Origin of the sequence: Nocardia sp. NPDC049737, assembly GCF_040674755.1 — a bacterium.
GTDB lineage: Bacteria > Actinomycetota > Actinomycetes > Mycobacteriales > Mycobacteriaceae > Nocardia.
Genome location: NZ_JBFANH010000039.1, coordinates 1 through 17908, shown reverse-complemented (window position 1 = coordinate 17908; position 17908 = coordinate 1). Strand labels below are relative to the sequence as shown.

Sequence of the window (17908 nt, the reverse complement as noted above, 5' to 3'; positions counted from 1 at the left end):
GAAGTGGACCGCAAGGTTTGTACTCGACGGCGTAGGCGATTCAGCATCGATCGGAGTAAGCCAGTGCGGCCTCACGTCAGTATCGATATCCAACTCACCGAGGACGATCTCGCGGCCGCACTGCGTGCCGATGTCCTGCGGGGGCTGACCGGGCGCCGGAAGTGGCTGCCGTCCAAATGGTTCTACGACGCGCGGGGCAGCAAGCTGTTCGAAGCGATTACCGAGCTGCCCGAGTATTACCCCACCCGCACCGAACGAACGCTGCTTCGCCGCTCGGCCGATGCGATCGCGTCGGTGGCGGCCGAGGCCGGGGAACTGATCGAACTCGGCTCGGGTTCATCGGAGAAGACACGTCTGCTCTTGACCGCATTGTGCGCGCATGGATCGTTGAAATCCTATCTACCGCAGGATGTTTCCGAATCCGCGCTACGCGCGGCCGTGACCTGGATCCACGAGGAGTACCCCGAACTCGCGGTGCACGGTGTGGTGAGCGACTTCACCAGCATGCTGCATACCTTGCCGCGCGGTGACCGGCGGATCATCGCCCTGCTCGGAGGCACACTCGGCAACCTCATCCCCGAGGAGCGCGCGGATTTCTATCGGTGCGTCCACGAGGTCACCGAGCCGGGAGAACAGCTGCTGCTCGGAGTCGGATTGGTGGTCGATCCCGCCGTCATGGTCCCGGCATACGACGATGCCGCGGGTGTGACAGCCGAGTTCAACCGCAACATCCTGCAGGTTGTGAATCAGCGGCTCGGCGCGGATTTCGAGCCGGATCGTTTCGCGCATATAGCGGTATGGGATCCCGACAACCAGTGGATCGAGATGCGGCTGGAGGCCACCGCCGATATGTCGGTCACGGTCGCCGAGCTGGATCTCGTCGTCGACTTCGCGGCGGGCGAGCAGCTGCGCACCGAAATCTCGGCGAAGTTCCGGCTGACCGAATTTCATCGAGAACTCGAAACTTCCGGCTTCCAGGTGCAGCAATCGTGGGCCGATCCGGATGATCGGTTCGCGCTGGTTCTCGCCCGCAGAGGATGAGCGACCTCGTCGCACCGAACCGGGTCGCGCCCGCACCACCGCGGCTGCGTTCGGTCACCGGAGGCTGGATTGTCGCGGCGGCGGTACTCGGTTCGGCGGTAGTGGTGCTCGACGCGTCGGTCGTCAATATCGCTGTGCCACGGATCGGCTCGAGTCTCGGCGACGATGTGGCCGATCTGCAGTGGGTAGTCGGTGGTTACACCCTGGCATTGGCATCGCTGATTCTGGTCGGCGGGGCGCTGGGGGATCGGTTGGGGCGGCGCACGGTATTTATCTGGGGCAGCGTCGGTTTCGCGTTGGCGTCACTGTTGTGCAGTGTCGCGACCTCGATGGAAATGCTCGTCGCGGCGCGGGTGGTGCAGGGTATCGCGGGTGCGTTGATCACACCGGGCAGCCTGGCACTGATCTCGGCCTCGATCGATCGTCGCGACCGCGGTGCCGCAATCGGCTTGTGGGCCGGGCTCATCGGCATCATCGAGGCGGTGGGTCCGATCGTCGGGGGCTGGCTGACGGAGCTGGCCGGGTGGCGCTCGGTATTTCTCGTCAATGTGCCGTTCGCCGTAGCCGTTGCCGTCGTATCGGTGCGCTACCTTCCGGAATCTCGGGATGCGGACGCGCGGCCGCTGGACCTGGCGGGTGCGGCGACCGCCGTGGCCGGGTTGGGTGCGCTGACCTACGGGTTCATTGGTGCGCGCGGGTGGATATCGCTGCTCGGCGCGGCGCTGCTGGGGATATTCGCATTGATCCAGATGCACGGGGCACATCCGCTGTTGCCGCCGGCACTGTTCTCCTCGCGGGTGTTCACCGCGGCCAACTTGGTCACCGCCGCCGTTTACGCGGGTCTCGGCGGCGTCTACTTTCTGTTGCCCTTGCAATTGCAGATGGTCGCGGGGTACTCGCCGCTGGCGGCGGGCCTGGCGACGGTGCCGATTAGCGGCATCATGCTGGTCTCGTCCGCGTCGGTCGGTCGGTGGGCGCAGCGACACGGCGCACGGATCCCGATGATCCTCGGGCCTTTACTCGCCGCGTGTGGCGCCGTTCTACTGACCGGGATCGGTTCGCGCGCAACCTATCTCAGCGCAGTATTCCCGGGAACTGTCGTGCTCGGTATCGGGTTGGCGGTGTTCGTGGCTCCGCTTACAGGTGCGGTGTTCGCGGCGGTATCCGCAACGGACTCCGGGATCGCCTCCGGGGTGAATAATGCCGTCGCCCGCACCGCGCAGTTGCTCGCCGTCGCCGCGCTGCCGGGGCTGGTCGGTATTTCCGGCGCGCGACTCACCGATGCCGTCGTGTTCGGCAGTGGCTTCCGCATTGCCGTGTTGATCTGTGGCGCACTGCTTCTCACCGGTGCCGTGCTGGCCGCGGCCTTGATGCCGCGGCGGTCGGACTCAAAGCTGCGGTGATCGAGCTCGGTGGTGTGCTGGCCGTACACGTGCTCGCCGTCCCCGAACGGCGGGAAGGCATTTCCCGGGCGCGACTCGTCGTAGCGTTCGGTATTGGCTTCCGTGTCGCTCTGTTGATCTGTGGCGCACCGGTACCGGCCGTGGCCTTGATCCTCGGCGGTCGCAATCGCCGACGGTGATCGAGCCTGATGGTTTGAGGATCGGCCTGTTCGCCCGGTGCCGAGCTGATCCACGGAATCCCGGAATTTCGCGTCGGAATGGGTGCTGACGCTCATCGAACGGCCCGAATGAAGGCCAGTGCGGTGCGACTAGCTTGATTGCGAGTGCGTCACTCGCCGCGGCGTCGACGCCGTGCGGTGGTCGCAAATCGCGGATCCGGTGCCCGGTCGGGCGGTGCGGCTCACCAGCGTGCTCATGGTCAGCGCCGCTTCGGCATCGACCGAATTCACCGCGGCGGCAGCCGGATTCCATCGGTAGCCGTAGCTGTGGATGGTCGTAATCAATCCCGGGCGGTTCAACTTGGTTCGCAGCGCATTGACGTGCACGTACAGCGAATGCGATACCGCGACGAACGCATCTCCCCAGATACGATCCAGCAATTGCTGACGGCTGACCGCCGCACCGGGCTGTTCGAGCAGGGCCCGCAACACCGCGAACTCGACCCGGGTCAGCTGCACCTGTCGACCGGCGACCTCGACCGTCTCGGTCTCCAGGTCCACCTGAACATCGCCCGCGACGACCGCCGTTGTCGGCGCTGAGACGGCGGCCACTGGAATGCGTCGCGTGATCGCATACAGCCGAGCCGCCAACTCGGCCACCCGCGGCGGTTTCACCAGATAGTCGTCGGCGCCACTGCGCAAGGCCCGCACCACCGAACGCTCATCGGTATCCGCGGTGAGCACGACCACCGGCACCGAGCTGACTTCGCGCAGCTTGCGCAGCGCCGTCAGCCCGGACATATCCGGCAGATCGAGGTCGAGGATGACCGCGTGATAGCGATGATGCGTAACCAGCAGATCCGCGCCCCGACGTTTGCGATCGACATGATGCCCACGCAGGCGCAGCTTGTGCACCAGTGCCTCGCCCGCATCGTCGTTATCGTCGACCACGATCACCCGCATACCCGACACCTCTCGGCAGCATTCGAATGCACTGCCCGGCCGACTTTCGCCGGGACCGGACTACTGCAATTCGAAATCTAGGGCAGTGGCGCGGCAACATCATCCGCCATCCGGGACCGAAATATCCGCATCGGCGATAGGTAGGGAGGGCCGAGACGCCGAGTGTCTCATTCAGCGGTCCGGCACGCAGCGCGCCGAACCGACCGTGCCGCAATCAGCACGGTCGCCCATCCTGTCCTGAACTCCGGGCAGCCGCGAGACTATCCTCGGTTCATCCCGCGACACCCGTACCACGGTAAGGCGTTGCCACGGTTGGGAATCGCCCTCGAATCAGTCGGCCGAAACCTCGCTGCGATCGCCGCTCCACAACGTGTGGTACTTGCCGGGTGCGTCGATGCGCTCGTAGGTGTGGGCACCGAAGAAGTCGCGTTGGCCCTGGGTGAGGGCGGCGGGCAGTCGCTCGGCGCGCAGTGCGTCGTAGTACGAGAGCGAGGATGCGAACGCGGGCACCGGAATTCCGAGCAGCGTGGCGGTGGCGACCACGCGACGCCAGCTGTCGATTGCCGTCTCGATCGCCTCACGGAAGTACGGCGCGAGGATCAGGCTCGGCAGTTCCGGGTTCTGGTCGTAGGCCTCCTTGATCCGGTTCAGGAAGCGGGCCCGGATGATGCAGCCGCCGCGCCAGATGGTGGCGAGGTCGCCGGGGTGCAGGTCCCAGTTGTATTCGGCGCTGCCCGCGGCGACCTGATCGAAGCCCTGGGCGTACGCGACGATCTTCGACGCGTAGAGCGCCTGGCGGATGTCCTCGGTGAATTGGGCGACGTCGGTGGGCTTTTCGCCGAGCTTGCCCGCGGCGAGACCGACCGCCGCCTTGCGCTGCGCACGCGATCCCGACAGCGCACGTGCGAAAACCGCCTCGGCGATTCCGGTGACCGGGATGCCCAGATCGAGTGCGGACTTCACGGTCCAGCGCCCGGTGCCCTTCTGCTCGGCCGCGTCGACGATGACATCCACCAGCGGCTGACCAGTCTTTGCATCGACGTGGTTCAGCACCTCGGCGGTGATCTCGACGAGGTAGCTCTCCAGTTCGCCGGAGTTCCACTGCGTGAAGACATCGGCGATCTGCTTGGCGCCGAGGCCGAGCGCGTCACGGAACAGGTGATAGGCCTCGCCGATCAGCTGCATATCGGCATATTCGATGCCGTTGTGCACCATCTTGACGAAGTGTCCTGAGCCGTCGGGGCCGATATGCGTGCAGCACGGTGTCCCGTCCACCTGCGCCGCGATGGACTCGAGCAGCGGGCCGAGGGATTCGTAGGATTCCTTCGGGCCGCCCGGCATGATCGCCGGACCGTTGAGCGCACCTTCCTCGCCGCCGGAGATGCCCGCGCCGACGAAGTTCAATCCGCGCGCCTTCATGGCGGCCTCGCGGCGAATGGTGTCGGTGTAGAGCGCGTTGCCACCGTCGATGATGATGTCGCCGGGCTCCATCGCGGCGGCGAGTTCCTCGATGACCGCATCTGTCGGATCGCCCGCCTTGACCATGATCAGCACCCGACGCGGTTTCTCCAGTGCCGCGACGAACTCCTCGATCGTCTCGGTGCGCACGAAGTTGCCGTCTCCGCCGTGTTCGGCCAGCAGGGCGTCGGTCTTGGCGATGCTGCGGTTGTGCAGTGCCACCGTGTAGCCGTGCTTGGCGAAGTTCCGGGCGATATTGCTACCCATGACCGCCAGGCCGGTAACCCCGATCTGTGCGGATCCTGTTGCGGACGCCATATATCAGCCCTCTCCGTTCGGCGTTGTTACCGTCGGTCGAAGCCTAGTCCTAGTCCTACTCGGCGCTTCGCTGGTGTTCGCCCGCTTCGAACAATTGCGGGTCCGTCGGAGTTCCGCGCTTCGTCCGGGGGCGCCGGGTAGCAGTTCGGGTTCGTCGGCGGGCTCATCCCGGCGACCGGCGTCTCAAGGGCCGAACTGGGTGAGGACCATAGGATTCGGTCCGCCGTGGACGGAGGCGTTCGCCTGGTCCACCCAGATCTCGTGCGCACGGCGCGGGCTGATGCCGAGGGCCGCCGCGATGGTGTCGGCGCCAGGGGGCATCGCGCCCCGCGCTGGGACGTCCGTCGGATCCGGTGGGGGGCCGCCGACCGCCGTCTGCGTGTCGGGATCCGGAAATACGCTGAGTGCCACGCGCCGCGTCCAGTTGCCGATTCTTCCGAGCACGTGTGCGATGCCGGCTAGGGCATCGGTTCCGGTGCCCCACACCAACTCTCGCAATTTCCCGGGAAGAATGCCGAGCAAGTAGCCGTCGACGACCTTCATCATGTATTCCTCGGCCCGTCGACTGCCGATCATCGACCAGAGTCGGGCGGCCAGATACCGGGAGCGCAGGTACTCGTCCGAATCGGGGTCGAGCGCTCGGCAGCCGGGGAAGTGCAGTGCCGACCACAGGTCGTCTTTCAGGTGCGCATTCCAGATCTTGTATTCCTCGGGGGTGAGTACTCCGCGCATCCGCTCGCGGTCGCCGTCGAGCATCGGCCTGCCCGAGAAGTACTGCATCCGGCCGCGCGCGATCGCCAGGAGCTGGGGCAGTTCGTCGAACGATGTGTCGCGTGCGAACTGCTGCCCCCGGCTGATGCGCTCGGCGGTGTCGCGGTTGCTCGGTTGCTCCGGCTCTTCCTCGGGCATGGTCCGGAACTTGTACACGATGGTCGTCTTATCGCCCTGCACCCGTTTGACCTGTTTGAAGAACAGTGAGCCAGGGCTGGTGCGCGGCAGGTGCAGTAGCTGCTCGGCCTTCAGACCCGTTGCGACGAGCAGGGTCAGGGTCACATAGGCGGGAAATCGCTCGAGTATCCGTCCCAGTTCGAGGAAGTCCTTCTCGGTGAGCTCCACCTTGCGCAGCGTCTTGATATCTCCCGAGAACAACGCGTCGAACCATTTCCCTCGATTGCTGACCCACTCGTCGCCGTACAAGTCCTCTGGTTCCGGCATCGGCAGGTCGCGGATATACCAGAAGGCATCTGGATCGATCTCGAGCAGTTGCCGCTTCAGGTCGGCGATCGTTTCGAGTTCCTCGGCGGTGAATGCCTTCGGATTGTCCGGCGGTTCGGGTTCGGTGTGTGCCGTAGCGCCGCGCGCCGATTCCTGCTGTGTGCCCGCTGTTCGGGTGAGTGGCACTTTGTCAGCGGCAGCAGCGGCGTCGGAGGCCGCCGGTGGTCCCGTGATCGGGCCTCGGCGCGGGAATGATCGGGCTGCGTCGGGGAGCGGTTCGTCGCGGGCGGACAGCTTGTTGCCAGCGGATTTCAGACGGGCGACGAAGGCTTCCTCGATATGCGGGTAGGGCTGCTCCCACTTGTCGAGCATTCGGATGCGGGGCGTCGACGGCTCTTCGGCGTCTGGGTCGGCGTCTGGATCGGGGTCCCCGACGTTGGTGTCGAAGACGATGACGTCGTCGTCGACTCCGGTGACCAGCCAGCTGTGCATTTCGGTGCCGTCGTCGACGAGGAACGCAATACTGTCGGTTCCGTTGTCCCGGTTGCGGACCTCCTCGATGCTCGACGCGAGCATATCGGCCACGGTCGCGCCGGTCGGCGGATGCACCGGGACGAGCTGTGCTGTGATGGCTGCTTCCAGGGCTTCCCAGTCGTTTTCGCCTGGGGCGGGCTGGATTCCGGCGTCGACGCCGAGCGCCCAAGCTGCCCGCGATGTTTGGTTGACGCAATCCTCGAGGGGGTGACCCACGCGGCGGAGCCGGGTCAGTGTTCGTTCGAGTGCGTTCGTGCCAGGCATCGAGGGCGCGAGTCGGCTGGACGCCAGGTTCGTTATTTCGTCGCCGCGGTCCTGCGTTGTGTCGTCGAGCAACGACGTGAGCTCGCCGTGTAATCGGCGTATCTCGCGATGGGCGGTCCCCGGTGCCTGCCCGAGTGTCAGCCGGGTATCGACCACGGACAGGACTTCGGTGATTCTGCTCAGCAGGTCGAGTCCGGTGGTGCGATCGCCGGTCTGCGTCAGGTGATACCGCGCGACGGTCATCAGATCCGATAGATACGCGTGCGCCGCGGCGGCGAAGTCGCGGTCGGAACCTGCCTGAATTTGCGTGAATGAATCCGCGTGGTCGGGCAGCGCCCGCTGGGCATCGGTCACCGGATCAGGGACCGGTGTCGCAGCGTTCTCGGTCGAGACCGCCTTTCGGTGCCAAAGCAATCCGAGTAAACCACCGCCGCGGTTGACCACGCGGCGGGCGGCAGCCCCGGCTGCGGCGGCTCCGATGACAGCCACCGGAATCCAGCCGGCCGGCGTGATGCCCTGAGACGACAACAGGGCGCCGCCGAGTAATCCGCCGATTGCGGGGCCGGCCCCGAGGACCAGACTTTTCGCGCTTGTCGCCCGGCCATAGACGCTGCGCGGAAGAACATTCTGCTCGTAAGACGCAATCCTGGCGTTCATGCTGACACCGAGCGCTGAGATACCGAATGCGCCCGCTGCGAGCGCAATAGGGTTGGTGCTGACCGCCTGTAGCGCGGCGACACCCGTGAACCCAGCCAGTGACACCGGATACACGACATCGGCCCGCACCTTCTCGATGAACCGGACCGGCAACAGTCCGCCGACAACGCCACCCACCCCCGTGGCGGCCAACACCGCCCCGGCGGCGACACCGGGCAGTGCGGCATCGTCGAGCACGGCGGCGGTGCGGAGGTTGAGGGCCGCGAAGCTCGCGTTGGTGAGCAGAGTGAGACCGGAATATTCGCGCAGAAACGGCTCCTGCCATACCGCCCGCACACCCTCGCCGATATGGCGCACCGAATCTCGGAAGCCATGCGTCGGCGCCGAGGTGCGGCGCGGAAAGGCGTCGCGCAGCCGAGACAGCGTTCCCAGGTTCCATGCGTAGGAGGCGCCATTGGCGGCGAACGGCAACGTTTTCACCGCATCCAGCAGGATGGGGCCGAGTGCTCGTCCGCCGGTCGCCGCGATGGAGGCTTCGATTTCGGATAGGCGGTTCGCTCGCGGGCGCTGCGCGGGTGTGACCAGGTCCAGGACTACCGACCGGAGACTGCGCAGGTAGAAGATGGTCGCTGTACCCTCGACCATCGTTGCCGCGGCGAGCGCAGTGCCGAGATGCCCGCGCGCTCCGGACAGGACCAGCGCGCCGGCGCCCGCGGTACTCATCAGACCGACGGACTGTGCGATGAGCATTGTCCGCCACCGGTCATGGAAATCGGCGACGTAGCCGGCGGGGAGTTCGAACAAGACCTGCGGGATGAACACGGCGAATGAGGCCAAGCCGGCGGCCATCGGCGAGCCGGTCAGCTCCAGCATCAGCAGCGGCAGCGCCGACCGTTGTACGTTGTCGCCGATGCCGGTGAGGGCGTTGGAGATGTACAGCTGCCGGTAGGGCTTATTGGTGCTGAGCAGTTCGCGCAGCGAAACCGGTTCTTCGGCAGGCGGATTCGGCTGTCCGTCCGATGGTCCCGTCGCGTGGGCGTCACCGTCGAGGTTCGGGTCGCGGGCAAATACCATCCCCATGCGGTGTTGTCCGGGCAGCACCGGGATTCGATCGAGATCGAGGCCGGTCGGGTCCGGGCGCTTGCCTTTGGGGAGGTCGAGAGCCTCGACCACATCGGGTACGGCACCGCGGCGGTGAGGTGCGGGTTCGAGTCCGCGTCCGGCGTCGGCGTCGGACCGTTGCCACGGCGACGCGGTGGTCGCGTGGGTAACCGGACCGGTGGCGCGCCGAGTTCCATTGTCCGGCAGTATGTTCGGCTCGTCCTCGGATTCCGGCGCATCGGCGCCCATGGCCGCGGCCAGTGCCGTCGCGTTCGCTCGCCACCAGAACAGGTCACGTAGTCGTCCCGCCGCGTCCGAGGGTGGACGGTGCTGTGCACGTTCGGCCAGGTCGGCCTTACCGGCGCAAACCAGAGCGATATTGCGCAGCGATATCGTCGGCACGCGCAGCTCGGAATCGAGGTAGATCAGATAGCCCCCATGGATCCGCTTGACGCTGCGGACGGTCGACGGCATAGCGGCGGCGAGCCGGACCGCGCCCCAGCGGCCCACCGGGTTACGGCCGCGGCTGAGGCCCAAATACCGGTCCGTCGCCTGCGGGGCGGAGCCGCCGGCATGCGTCACCGGATCGCGATCGTCGGCCACGGCGAAGACATTGTCGGCACCGATACCGAATTCGTCCGCGTGAGCCATCGGCCCGGCCCCCGGGGATCCGGTGAGGACCACCTGATCGATATGGGCGGCAAGTCGGCGGCCCATTCCCGCGTAGCAGAGTGTGGTCGAGCCATAGCTGTGCGCGACCACGGTTCGCAGTCGCGGCGGTGCGGCGCCCCCGGGTAGGCCCGCCCAGGTCGCGCGTGTCGCGTCGTAGGCGGCGATCTCGGCGGCCACGATATCGCCGCCCTGTTCGGCAAGTTCCGACGACCTGATCTCCTCGACCGTATTCGGGTGATGGAAGCCGATATCGATAATGGTGGCCGTCGGGACACCCGGATTGTGTCGGGCCGACTCCGCGTACTGCGCGAGGACGGCCTGCGCACGCTTCGGCAGTTTCTGGAGCGTATTACCCACTCCACCGAGCTGCCTTGTGACGATCGCCGCTTTGTCGGCATCGTCGATCGACACGATGATGCGGCCGTCGCCGTCATAGGCGGTCGCGTCGTAGGCGATCAATTGCACTGGGGGCGAATCGAACTCGCGCACGTCCTGTTCCAGGGCGGCCAGGTGTTGCAGAGTTCGCACCAGGTTGGTCAGGTGCACGGTCTCTTCGGGGGAGAGGACGTGGCCGGGCCGTCCGAGTCGGAGCAGGGCCCGTGCTTCGGTGAGAAGTCCTTCGTTGTCGGCGTCGGGCTTGCGTTCCAGGAAGCCCTTGATGTCGTCGATGATCGATCGGCGGTTCGCCTCGTCCCGCACGGTGTACGGAACACCGTCGGCGTTGCCGATCTGATGTGGATGTCGCAGGATCAGCGCGGCCTGCTGAATGTGGGTGAGGGCGTTCCACCATCGAGCCACCGCGGTGGCACGGGCAGCCGACGCCTGGACCACATCTTGGGGATCCACCGGCATCGTCAACGACAACAGCGCCGCGTCCGGTCCCAAGTACTTCCGCAGTTCGGCGATGCCACCTACGGCCAGTTGCTCCACTTGGGCCGGCCCGCACCCGAGCCGGTCGAGCAGAGCCTGCGCGCGGTCCGGAATCTCGGGGTCGACTTCGGTGTTCGGATTCGTCTCGGCGGACGTGTCGGCGGCCGGAGTATCGCCAGCATGGCGGAAGCGCTTGCCGGCGTTGCGTTTCAGCGCGGACCACGGGTTGTCGGGGTCCTCCTGCGCCCGTTGGGCACTGCCGCGCCTCCGGCCGCCCGGTAGCCGGTGAGCGTGACCCTTCATATCCTTTCCGTAGGCGTTCAGCACGCCGAGATCGTCCTGGTTGCCGCGCGGTGCCTCACTGAATTCGCTTGGCCTGCCGACGCGGTCGAGGGCGTGATCGGTGCCGGCACGGTCCGGCTGCGTGGGCGACTTTTGCCATGGCGTCGATGTGGGCTGGTCTGTGTATGTCTTGCTCTCCGCGATTCCGCGCGGTATCGCGCTCTCGATTCCGGATAGTTCGGGACCGGTGTCCGCCCGGTGCATCGAAGATATTGTGCGGACATGCGCGGCCAGTTTGTGCGGAGACTCTTCGGCGGCAGCGGAACTGGCAGGCTGCGGTGCGAGCTCACTCCGTCGTGACACGCCGAGCTTGTCACGGATCCGCCGGACGTGGGTTTTGACGGTTTCCACCGGCATCCCCAGACTGTCGGCGATTTCCGCGTTGGTCTTGCCTTCGGTGATCAATGTGTGGATTGCTTGCTGGCGTTTGGACAGCGGGCGATTGCCGGGGGTGGCGGCGCTGGCGGTGTCCGGTAGGTCGGCAGACCGCTCTTCGGCCGGATTCTCCTGTCGTGCAGGGGGTTTGCGTAGCTGCCGGGGCTTTGCGGCGGCCGGCGCGAGTTCGGAGTGGATGTTGGCTCCGGCCTGCGCGGTACCGGTGGGACGATCTGCGTCGGGTGCATCGGAGGACACTCCGGTTTGGTGGTTGTTGATGTCCTCCAACATCTCCGTCAGCGCCACCGTCGTATCGAATGGCTCTGTGGGGCCTGGCTGGTCGAGAGTTGCTCGGAGACGCTGCGCGACTGTCAGGAGATGCTCTACCAGCGGGTCACGAATTTCCTGCAGCAGTTCGGGTGTGCGGGCGGCGCTGACCAGGCTCTGCGTCTTCGCGTCGGATCGGAGCATGCGGCGGGACGATTCTCGATGCGCGCGCAGTTGTGGGTCGGCTTCGGCGGCACCGAACGCGAGCAAGGTAAGTCGTGCGATCTCCGCGTCGAGACGGTGGAACTCGCGCTCGAATTGTGCTGCGTGTGCAGCGGCCATTTGCTGCTGCGCCGATGCGGTGTCGTCGTCGCGCGCCGTGGGCCACCGGTCGCGCGCCGCGCGCCATCGGTCCCGTGCTGCCCGCGCGCGCTCGCGTTCGGCCACCAGGTTGGTGCGGTCATCGAGCAACTGCGGCAACGGGATTCGATCGCCGGATGATTTGGTGACGCCGTGGCGTTCGAGGAGCCGATCGAGGTGGGAAACGATGTTGTCGATGAGTGAGTGTGCGGCCTGACCGGCAGGTGTCACGGGCTGCGGTTCGAGTCGCGTCGGGCTGAACGAGGTGGACCATGCGCGGCCTCGGTCATCGACCTGCACACGCCGGTATTCGACCCGAATCCCAGCCTGCGCCAAGGCTTCCCGGGTCCGCAGTGGCAGGAGATGGTCGGGATCGGCGAACGGGGCCGCGATGGTGAGGAGATTGCCGTCGAGCCTGGCCCACCGTCCGATTCGTTGTCCCGGCAATTGATCAAGGCACTGCTGGGCCGCGGCGGCCGCGGCTTGTATACGGACTGTTCGCAGATACTCGGTGAGCATCTCCAGGCGCGCAAGCAGCATGCGCTGTCTGGCAGCGTCGGCCGGAGTCATCCGGTCCGGATCCACCGGGTCGGGGAACAGCCGCCGTCGAACCTTTGCGGTTCGGGCGAGCTTGCGCTGTGCGTCGGCGATCCGCGCGCCCCATACGGGCTGGGCCTGCGGCAGCTCCGCTGTCGATGCATTGTGCTGCCGCGGCCTCGCCGAGGGCTCGTCCGGTTCGTCGGCCGCCCACAACGGTTGTGTGTCGGTGTTCGGGGAACACAGCTGCCACAGTCGATCCTGGCGTCCGGCGGTCGACGCCCGCACCGGCTCTGGGGGTTTCTCGACCAGGACTCGGCCGGTCGAATCCACCCGGACGCGGCGCGTTATCACGGGAATCCCCAACTGCTCCAGCATATCCCGCAGTATGTTGGTTGCCTCGGAAGGTTGCCCTCGGCCTTCGAAAACCTCTACCCCGACCTCGTCGACGATCCGTCCATAGGGACCCAGCGACAGACCACCGCGAGCAGCGGCGACGTGCCGCATCACCTGCCGTTCGGCTCGGGTACGCGCGTACGCCAACTCGGCGTCGAAACCGGCGCAGCGCCGCATGATCGCATCGATATGACTCAGCAACGCCCGCAACCGGCTTCGTATCCGGTCGTCGGTATCCGGATGGGACAGTGCTGCCTCGGCCCGGGCACGCAGATCGACCACATCCAGGTATGCCTGCGCGGCACCGGCGTCGGCCCACGCTCCGAGACCGAGGAATTCGGCCAGTCCATCGGTCCCGACCAGCAGCTGCCGGACCTCTCGCAGGAGATCGGCCCGCTGCCAGGCCGTTTCGGACATATCATGCAGCCATTGCCCCAGTTCGCCGGTCGGTGCATGCTCCCACTCGGAGAATCCGGGCAGCGGGTCGCCGGTATCGGATTCATGACTGTGGGTATTGGCGCCCCACATTTCGGCTCGTTGTCGATCCACCGAGCGGGCCAGCTCATCCAATCCGAAGGTCTGTCGACCGTCCCGGCCGACGCACATCAGGATCGGATCGGTGGTCTTCATCTGCTGCTGTTCGTCGGGCGACAGGTCACGCCATCTCCGAGTCAGCCGTACCAGTACGCCATCGGGGCGCATGCTTGCGCGGAATCCGAACGCTTCGGGAATCGGTCCGCGGTCCTGTGCTCGGGCAGCGGCAACCACATTGCGCCGCTGCGCATCCCGCCATACCTGCGCCACCGGAATCCCACGCAGTAGTGCCTGTAGCGCGTAGGCCGGGTGGGTGAAATCGGCGGGGGCGCTGTTACCGAATGCATTGTTCGCCTCGGCGAGCGCCTCTTTCGGGTTGAAGACCGGGCGATCACCGAGGGTGGGCTCGGCTACGCCCGGCTTCCGGGATTGCTCATGCCCTTCGCCCGGAAACAGCTCCTTCAGTTCTCGGCTATAACCATCGAGCAGGTCCAGCCACTCGTCGAACCGAGTTTCCTTCGGGAGGGCACCCGCCTGCTTCAGTCCCGCGAAATGGGTGTACAGGAAGCCGAACGCTTTTGCCTCCAGCCAGCCGCTGTAGTCGCGTCGCCTATCGAAACGAGCGTCCGAGGGGAGCGTGCCGGCGATCCGCTGTTCGGTGAGTTCCGGGTATCGTGGTTTTGCCTCCCTCGACAAGTAATGGTATGGATCGCGCAAGTGGGCTATTTCATGGCGGATAAGATCGTAGGCGGGATCTCCGGTCGGTGCGTTCAACAAGCCCGCTTCGACATTTCTTTTGAATCCAGCTCGAAAGCTTTCCGGGTTTCCAAAATATGTCTCGTTGAGGAGAATGAGATGTTCCGGGCCGCCCCATGGTCCGGTGGCAGCGTATGTTTCGTTTTCAATGGGCAGGACGACGATCGCATCGATTCGAACCGAGTCGTCCTCCGTCAACTCGTCTACGATCGCATTTCGGATCGATAGGGCCGTATCTATCGAAATCGTCGACTTGTCCAGACCCACTATTTCTATTCCATAGGTCAGGAACAAATCTGCCGCGATCGCCTGTTTGAGGTATTTCTCGGCTTCCGCGTCGGGATGCGGAACGGGGGATTCGGGCAACGAGTATGCAGGCGGTATCCACGATGCGGTGGCGGAACCGGATGTCACTGCGGAGGCGGCTTTGCTGAGGTTGCTGCCGTTACCCGTCGGCGAAGGAGTTGGCGGCGTGTCGGGGGTGCCCGACTCCTCGCGGTCGATCTCTACCTGAGCGGCCGGTGGGGTCGGCTCCGATTCGTCATGCGACTGCGGCGAGCCGGGTTGGGCCGGTCCATCGGTGGATGGGCCGGACGGCCCGGCAGGGTGATACCAATACTTGGCCGAGGCTGCTGCGGCGCGTGCCCGACGCACCCCGCCGGGGCTTCCGATTCCCCGCAATGCCCGGCTGGTCGTCGACAGATTCATACCGACGCTTTCCGCCACGTCGATCATCTGCGGTTGATCCTCGAACCAAGCCGGTACGAACCTACCGTCGACAAGGTGTGGTGGAACGAATCGCTGTTCGACGTATTCCGGATCGATGACATCCTCATAGGTGTCAAGGCAGCCCAGCCATTGTGCCGCGACCAAGACCCGCTGCGCGGACTCCGAATATCTCGGCTCGGCGCTGTTCAGGACTTCGTCTACGAATGATTCGCTCACCGTGGCCAACTCGGCGATGTCGGATCTGCTGGGCTCGCGGTCCACCTCGGCTGCGCTGAGCCCCAGCGCCAGCAGCTCTTCGCGACCGACCTCGTGCGGTGCGCATCCGATTGCCTCGGCCAACCGTCGACGGATCGCCCGCACCTGCACGACATCGAGAGCGGGCGCCGATTCGTCGCTCCCGTAGTTGTCGAGGAAGGCTGCGACCGCATCGATGAGGCGACCGATCTCCGAGGAGCCTGTGACACTGACGACCTCACGCAGCACAGCAAGCGGATCGTCCTCGGGCGTGTGGCCGATCGGACTCCGCCTCGGAAGTCCCAGCAATCGGCTGAGCCGAGTAGCCAGCTGTTCGTTCCGCTTGATCAAGTCCCGCTGAACATCTGGATCGGCCCGAGCGACCTTCGCACCTTCGTTGGTCGCGGTTTCGATGTCGTCATGTAGTTCGATCCATGATCGGATCCATCGCGTAATCGGTTCGGCCACAGCGGCGACGGCCTGGGGTTCCACGCTCCCGCCTCGGATCTGTTGCTGGACGACGTACAGGGCCAGCAGAACCGATCCCGGGCGAACGAGATAGGGATCCACGTCCAACAGGTCGGACAGCTCGGCCGTCTCGGCCCGCGTCCGGGCCCGCGCGTTGCGCAACTCGGCGCGAAGTTCGTGCAGGACTTCTGGACCCGGGGAACTCGCCGCCCCGATATCCGCGACCGCCGGTGCAACGGCCCGCGTGGAGGTGGCTTCGGTATGCGGTGCGGCGGCGGGGGTGCTCCCCGGCGCTTCGGTAGGAGCCGGACCGGAGCCGTCGAGCAGTCCCCGGCGTTGCGCTGCCAACGCCAGGCCGACCCTGGTGTCGACATCCAGGGTCTCGTACAGCTGGGCGAGCAATGGCGTCACCCGGTCCGCCCCCACCACAGTCGCGATGTCTCTGTTCGTCCGGCCGTCTGCCACCATCTGGACCACCGTGGTTTCGGCCTCCGACAGCTCGACCGGCTCGAACTGCTCGGTGTTATCACCGAGTTCCCCGGCCCGAGCGGCCGCCAAGATCGTGGGGATCACGCCACTGGTGTGGAACTTTTCTCCCGCGCGAGCGAGATAGCTGTGGACCGTGGTGGGTGACAAGGTCAGCGTCGCACCGACTTCCGCGGCCGACAGACCCTGAGCCATCAGGCGTAGTACTTCGCGCTCGCGACTGCTCAGTTCGCTGGGGCCCCGATCCGCGACGTCGTTCGCCGTCGTCGGTGCTGCTGGTGGTGGCGCGGTTGTGTGGTCGGCGGATGCGGGTGCGTCACCGTCGATTCCGTCGGCTTGGCGCGGATTCTCTGGCACCGAGTCGACCGGATCACCGGGTGCGGAAGTCCGGTCCAGATCCAGATCGCCCCGGCGCTCGGAATGTGAAACCGGATCGGACGAAGCCGGCTCTTCGGCGCGAGCACGTTGGTGCACCTGCCGTGTGAGCCGGTCGATCTCGGCGGCCTGGCGGTCAGTGAGATCGATCCGGTGGCGTGCTGAGTCGGTGGCGTTCGTGACGAGTTGGCGTTGGGCGGAAGTCAGTTGAGCGAGGTTGTCGAGCAATGTATTTCGCGCTGCGGCGAACACCCAGTCGCTGATATCCATGCCCTGTGGGACCGCCCAGCGGCCGCGTTCGGCAGAACGCAGCGCGGTGAGGCTGATCGCGGATGCGAGCCGTCGGACCGGCCCCGGTGGTGTGCCGTGGGTCGGATCCCAGCCGAGCAGGGCCGACACGCGCTGGGTTGTGCCGCGCCGTAGGCGTCGTCTCAAGGTCTGGGTGGCTCGGTGGTTGCCCTGCTGCGCCAATGGCAGCAGGGCGATCAGGTCGTCGGTGGGCTCGTCCAGGGCATCGGACGGTAGGGGTTGCTGCGGAGCGTCGGTCGAATCCGCGTGGGCCACGTTGCTTACCTGCGGCGATTCGGCTGCGGTATTTTCGCCTGGATCTCGGGGTGTCGACTCGGGTCCGAGCGCAGCCGGTTCATCAGAGACGGTCGGTCGGGCGGGCGAAGCAGGGGTTTCGCTGTGCCCGGTGACCTCCGGGTCGTTGCCCGCGGCGGCTGGCCGGTACGGGACGCGTGCGCTCGGTCCGATGGGGTTGGTGGGGTCGACAGCGGTGACCATTGCGGGGTCGCGGCGGCTGCCGGGCGGATTCGCGACCCAGGATTCGTCCTGGAACAGGTCCGATGCTCTGGAGTGGGACGCCGAGCGGGTGGCGACGACCGGCTTCGCGGGTGCCGCGGCGTGGGTGCCTGCGGGCGGCGTGGGTGCGGGTGTCGGCTCGGAGTCGGTCTGTCCGGGGTCTTGCCGAGCGGATGCGGCAGGACTGCCGGATCGTGTCTCGGAAGTGGTGTTGTTCGTGGTCGGGGCAGTGGATTGGCGGGTGTCGGGTGCGTCGCTCGCGACCTGTGCCCGCGCTGCCTCGGTCATCGTTCGGATCGCGGCGAGTTGGCGCGGGCTGAGGTCGTGGCCGTTCCGTAGCGCGTTGTGTATGCCGGTGATGGTTGCGATCTCGGGGTTGGTCATATGGAGGGTGCTGTCCACCAACGCGTTTCGCATGTGCTCGGCGAGCCAGTCGCCGAGTTGTCGGCCAGCGGGAATCTGCCATCCGTTGAGTTGCGCCGCGTGGTATCCGGCGGCGTTGATCGCGTGCGCCAGCTGCTGCACGGGTTCGGGTGGCGTGCCGTGCGTCCCGTCCCAGCCCAGCACGGTGAGCACATGCTGGTACGTCGC

Annotated in this window: 4 protein-coding genes and 1 pseudogene; 2 read left to right on the top strand and 3 right to left on the bottom strand. The window is 66.0% G+C overall.

The genetic code is table 11. The annotated features are described in order from the left end of the window. The first annotated feature begins 63 nt into the window (after positions 1-63). Entirely contained in the window at positions 64-1041 is a 978-nt protein-coding gene (gene egtD / locus AB0J47_RS36455) for an L-histidine N(alpha)-methyltransferase (protein ID WP_364357136.1), read from the top strand. Next, on the top strand, positions 1038-2444 hold the full coding sequence (locus tag AB0J47_RS36450; protein ID WP_364357133.1) for an MFS transporter: 1407 nt from the start codon (positions 1038-1040) through the stop codon (positions 2442-2444). Before egtD ends, AB0J47_RS36450 begins: the two co-directional genes overlap by 4 nt. Positions 2445-2911: 467 nt before the next feature. On the opposite strand, the pseudogene AB0J47_RS36445 reads toward AB0J47_RS36450, so the two are convergent. The 3 genes and pseudogenes from AB0J47_RS36445 to AB0J47_RS36435 all read right to left on the bottom strand — a co-directional run. After that, positions 2912-3565: pseudogene (locus tag AB0J47_RS36445) on the bottom strand (response regulator transcription factor); the annotation flags it as partial. A gap of 330 nt (positions 3566-3895) precedes the next feature. Next, the gene (gene gndA / locus AB0J47_RS36440) at positions 3896-5341 is read right to left on the bottom strand and encodes an NADP-dependent phosphogluconate dehydrogenase (protein WP_364357130.1); all 1446 of its coding nucleotides are present in this window, start codon (positions 5339-5341) and stop codon (positions 3896-3898) included. A 183-nt stretch (positions 5342-5524) separates the two neighbouring features. Then, the gene (locus tag AB0J47_RS36435) at positions 5525-17893 is read right to left on the bottom strand and encodes an MFS transporter (protein ID WP_364357127.1); all 12369 of its coding nucleotides are present in this window, start codon (positions 17891-17893) and stop codon (positions 5525-5527) included. Positions 17894-17908: the final 15 nt, after the last annotated feature.

Coding starts and splice junctions, on each gene's coding strand:
- AB0J47_RS36450 (WP_364357133.1), top strand. CDS start 1,038: ATGAGCGACCTCGTCGCACCGAACCGGGTCGCGCCCGCACCACCGCGG.
- gndA (WP_364357130.1), bottom strand. CDS start 5,341: ATGGCGTCCGCAACAGGATCCGCACAGATCGGGGTTACCGGCCTGGCG.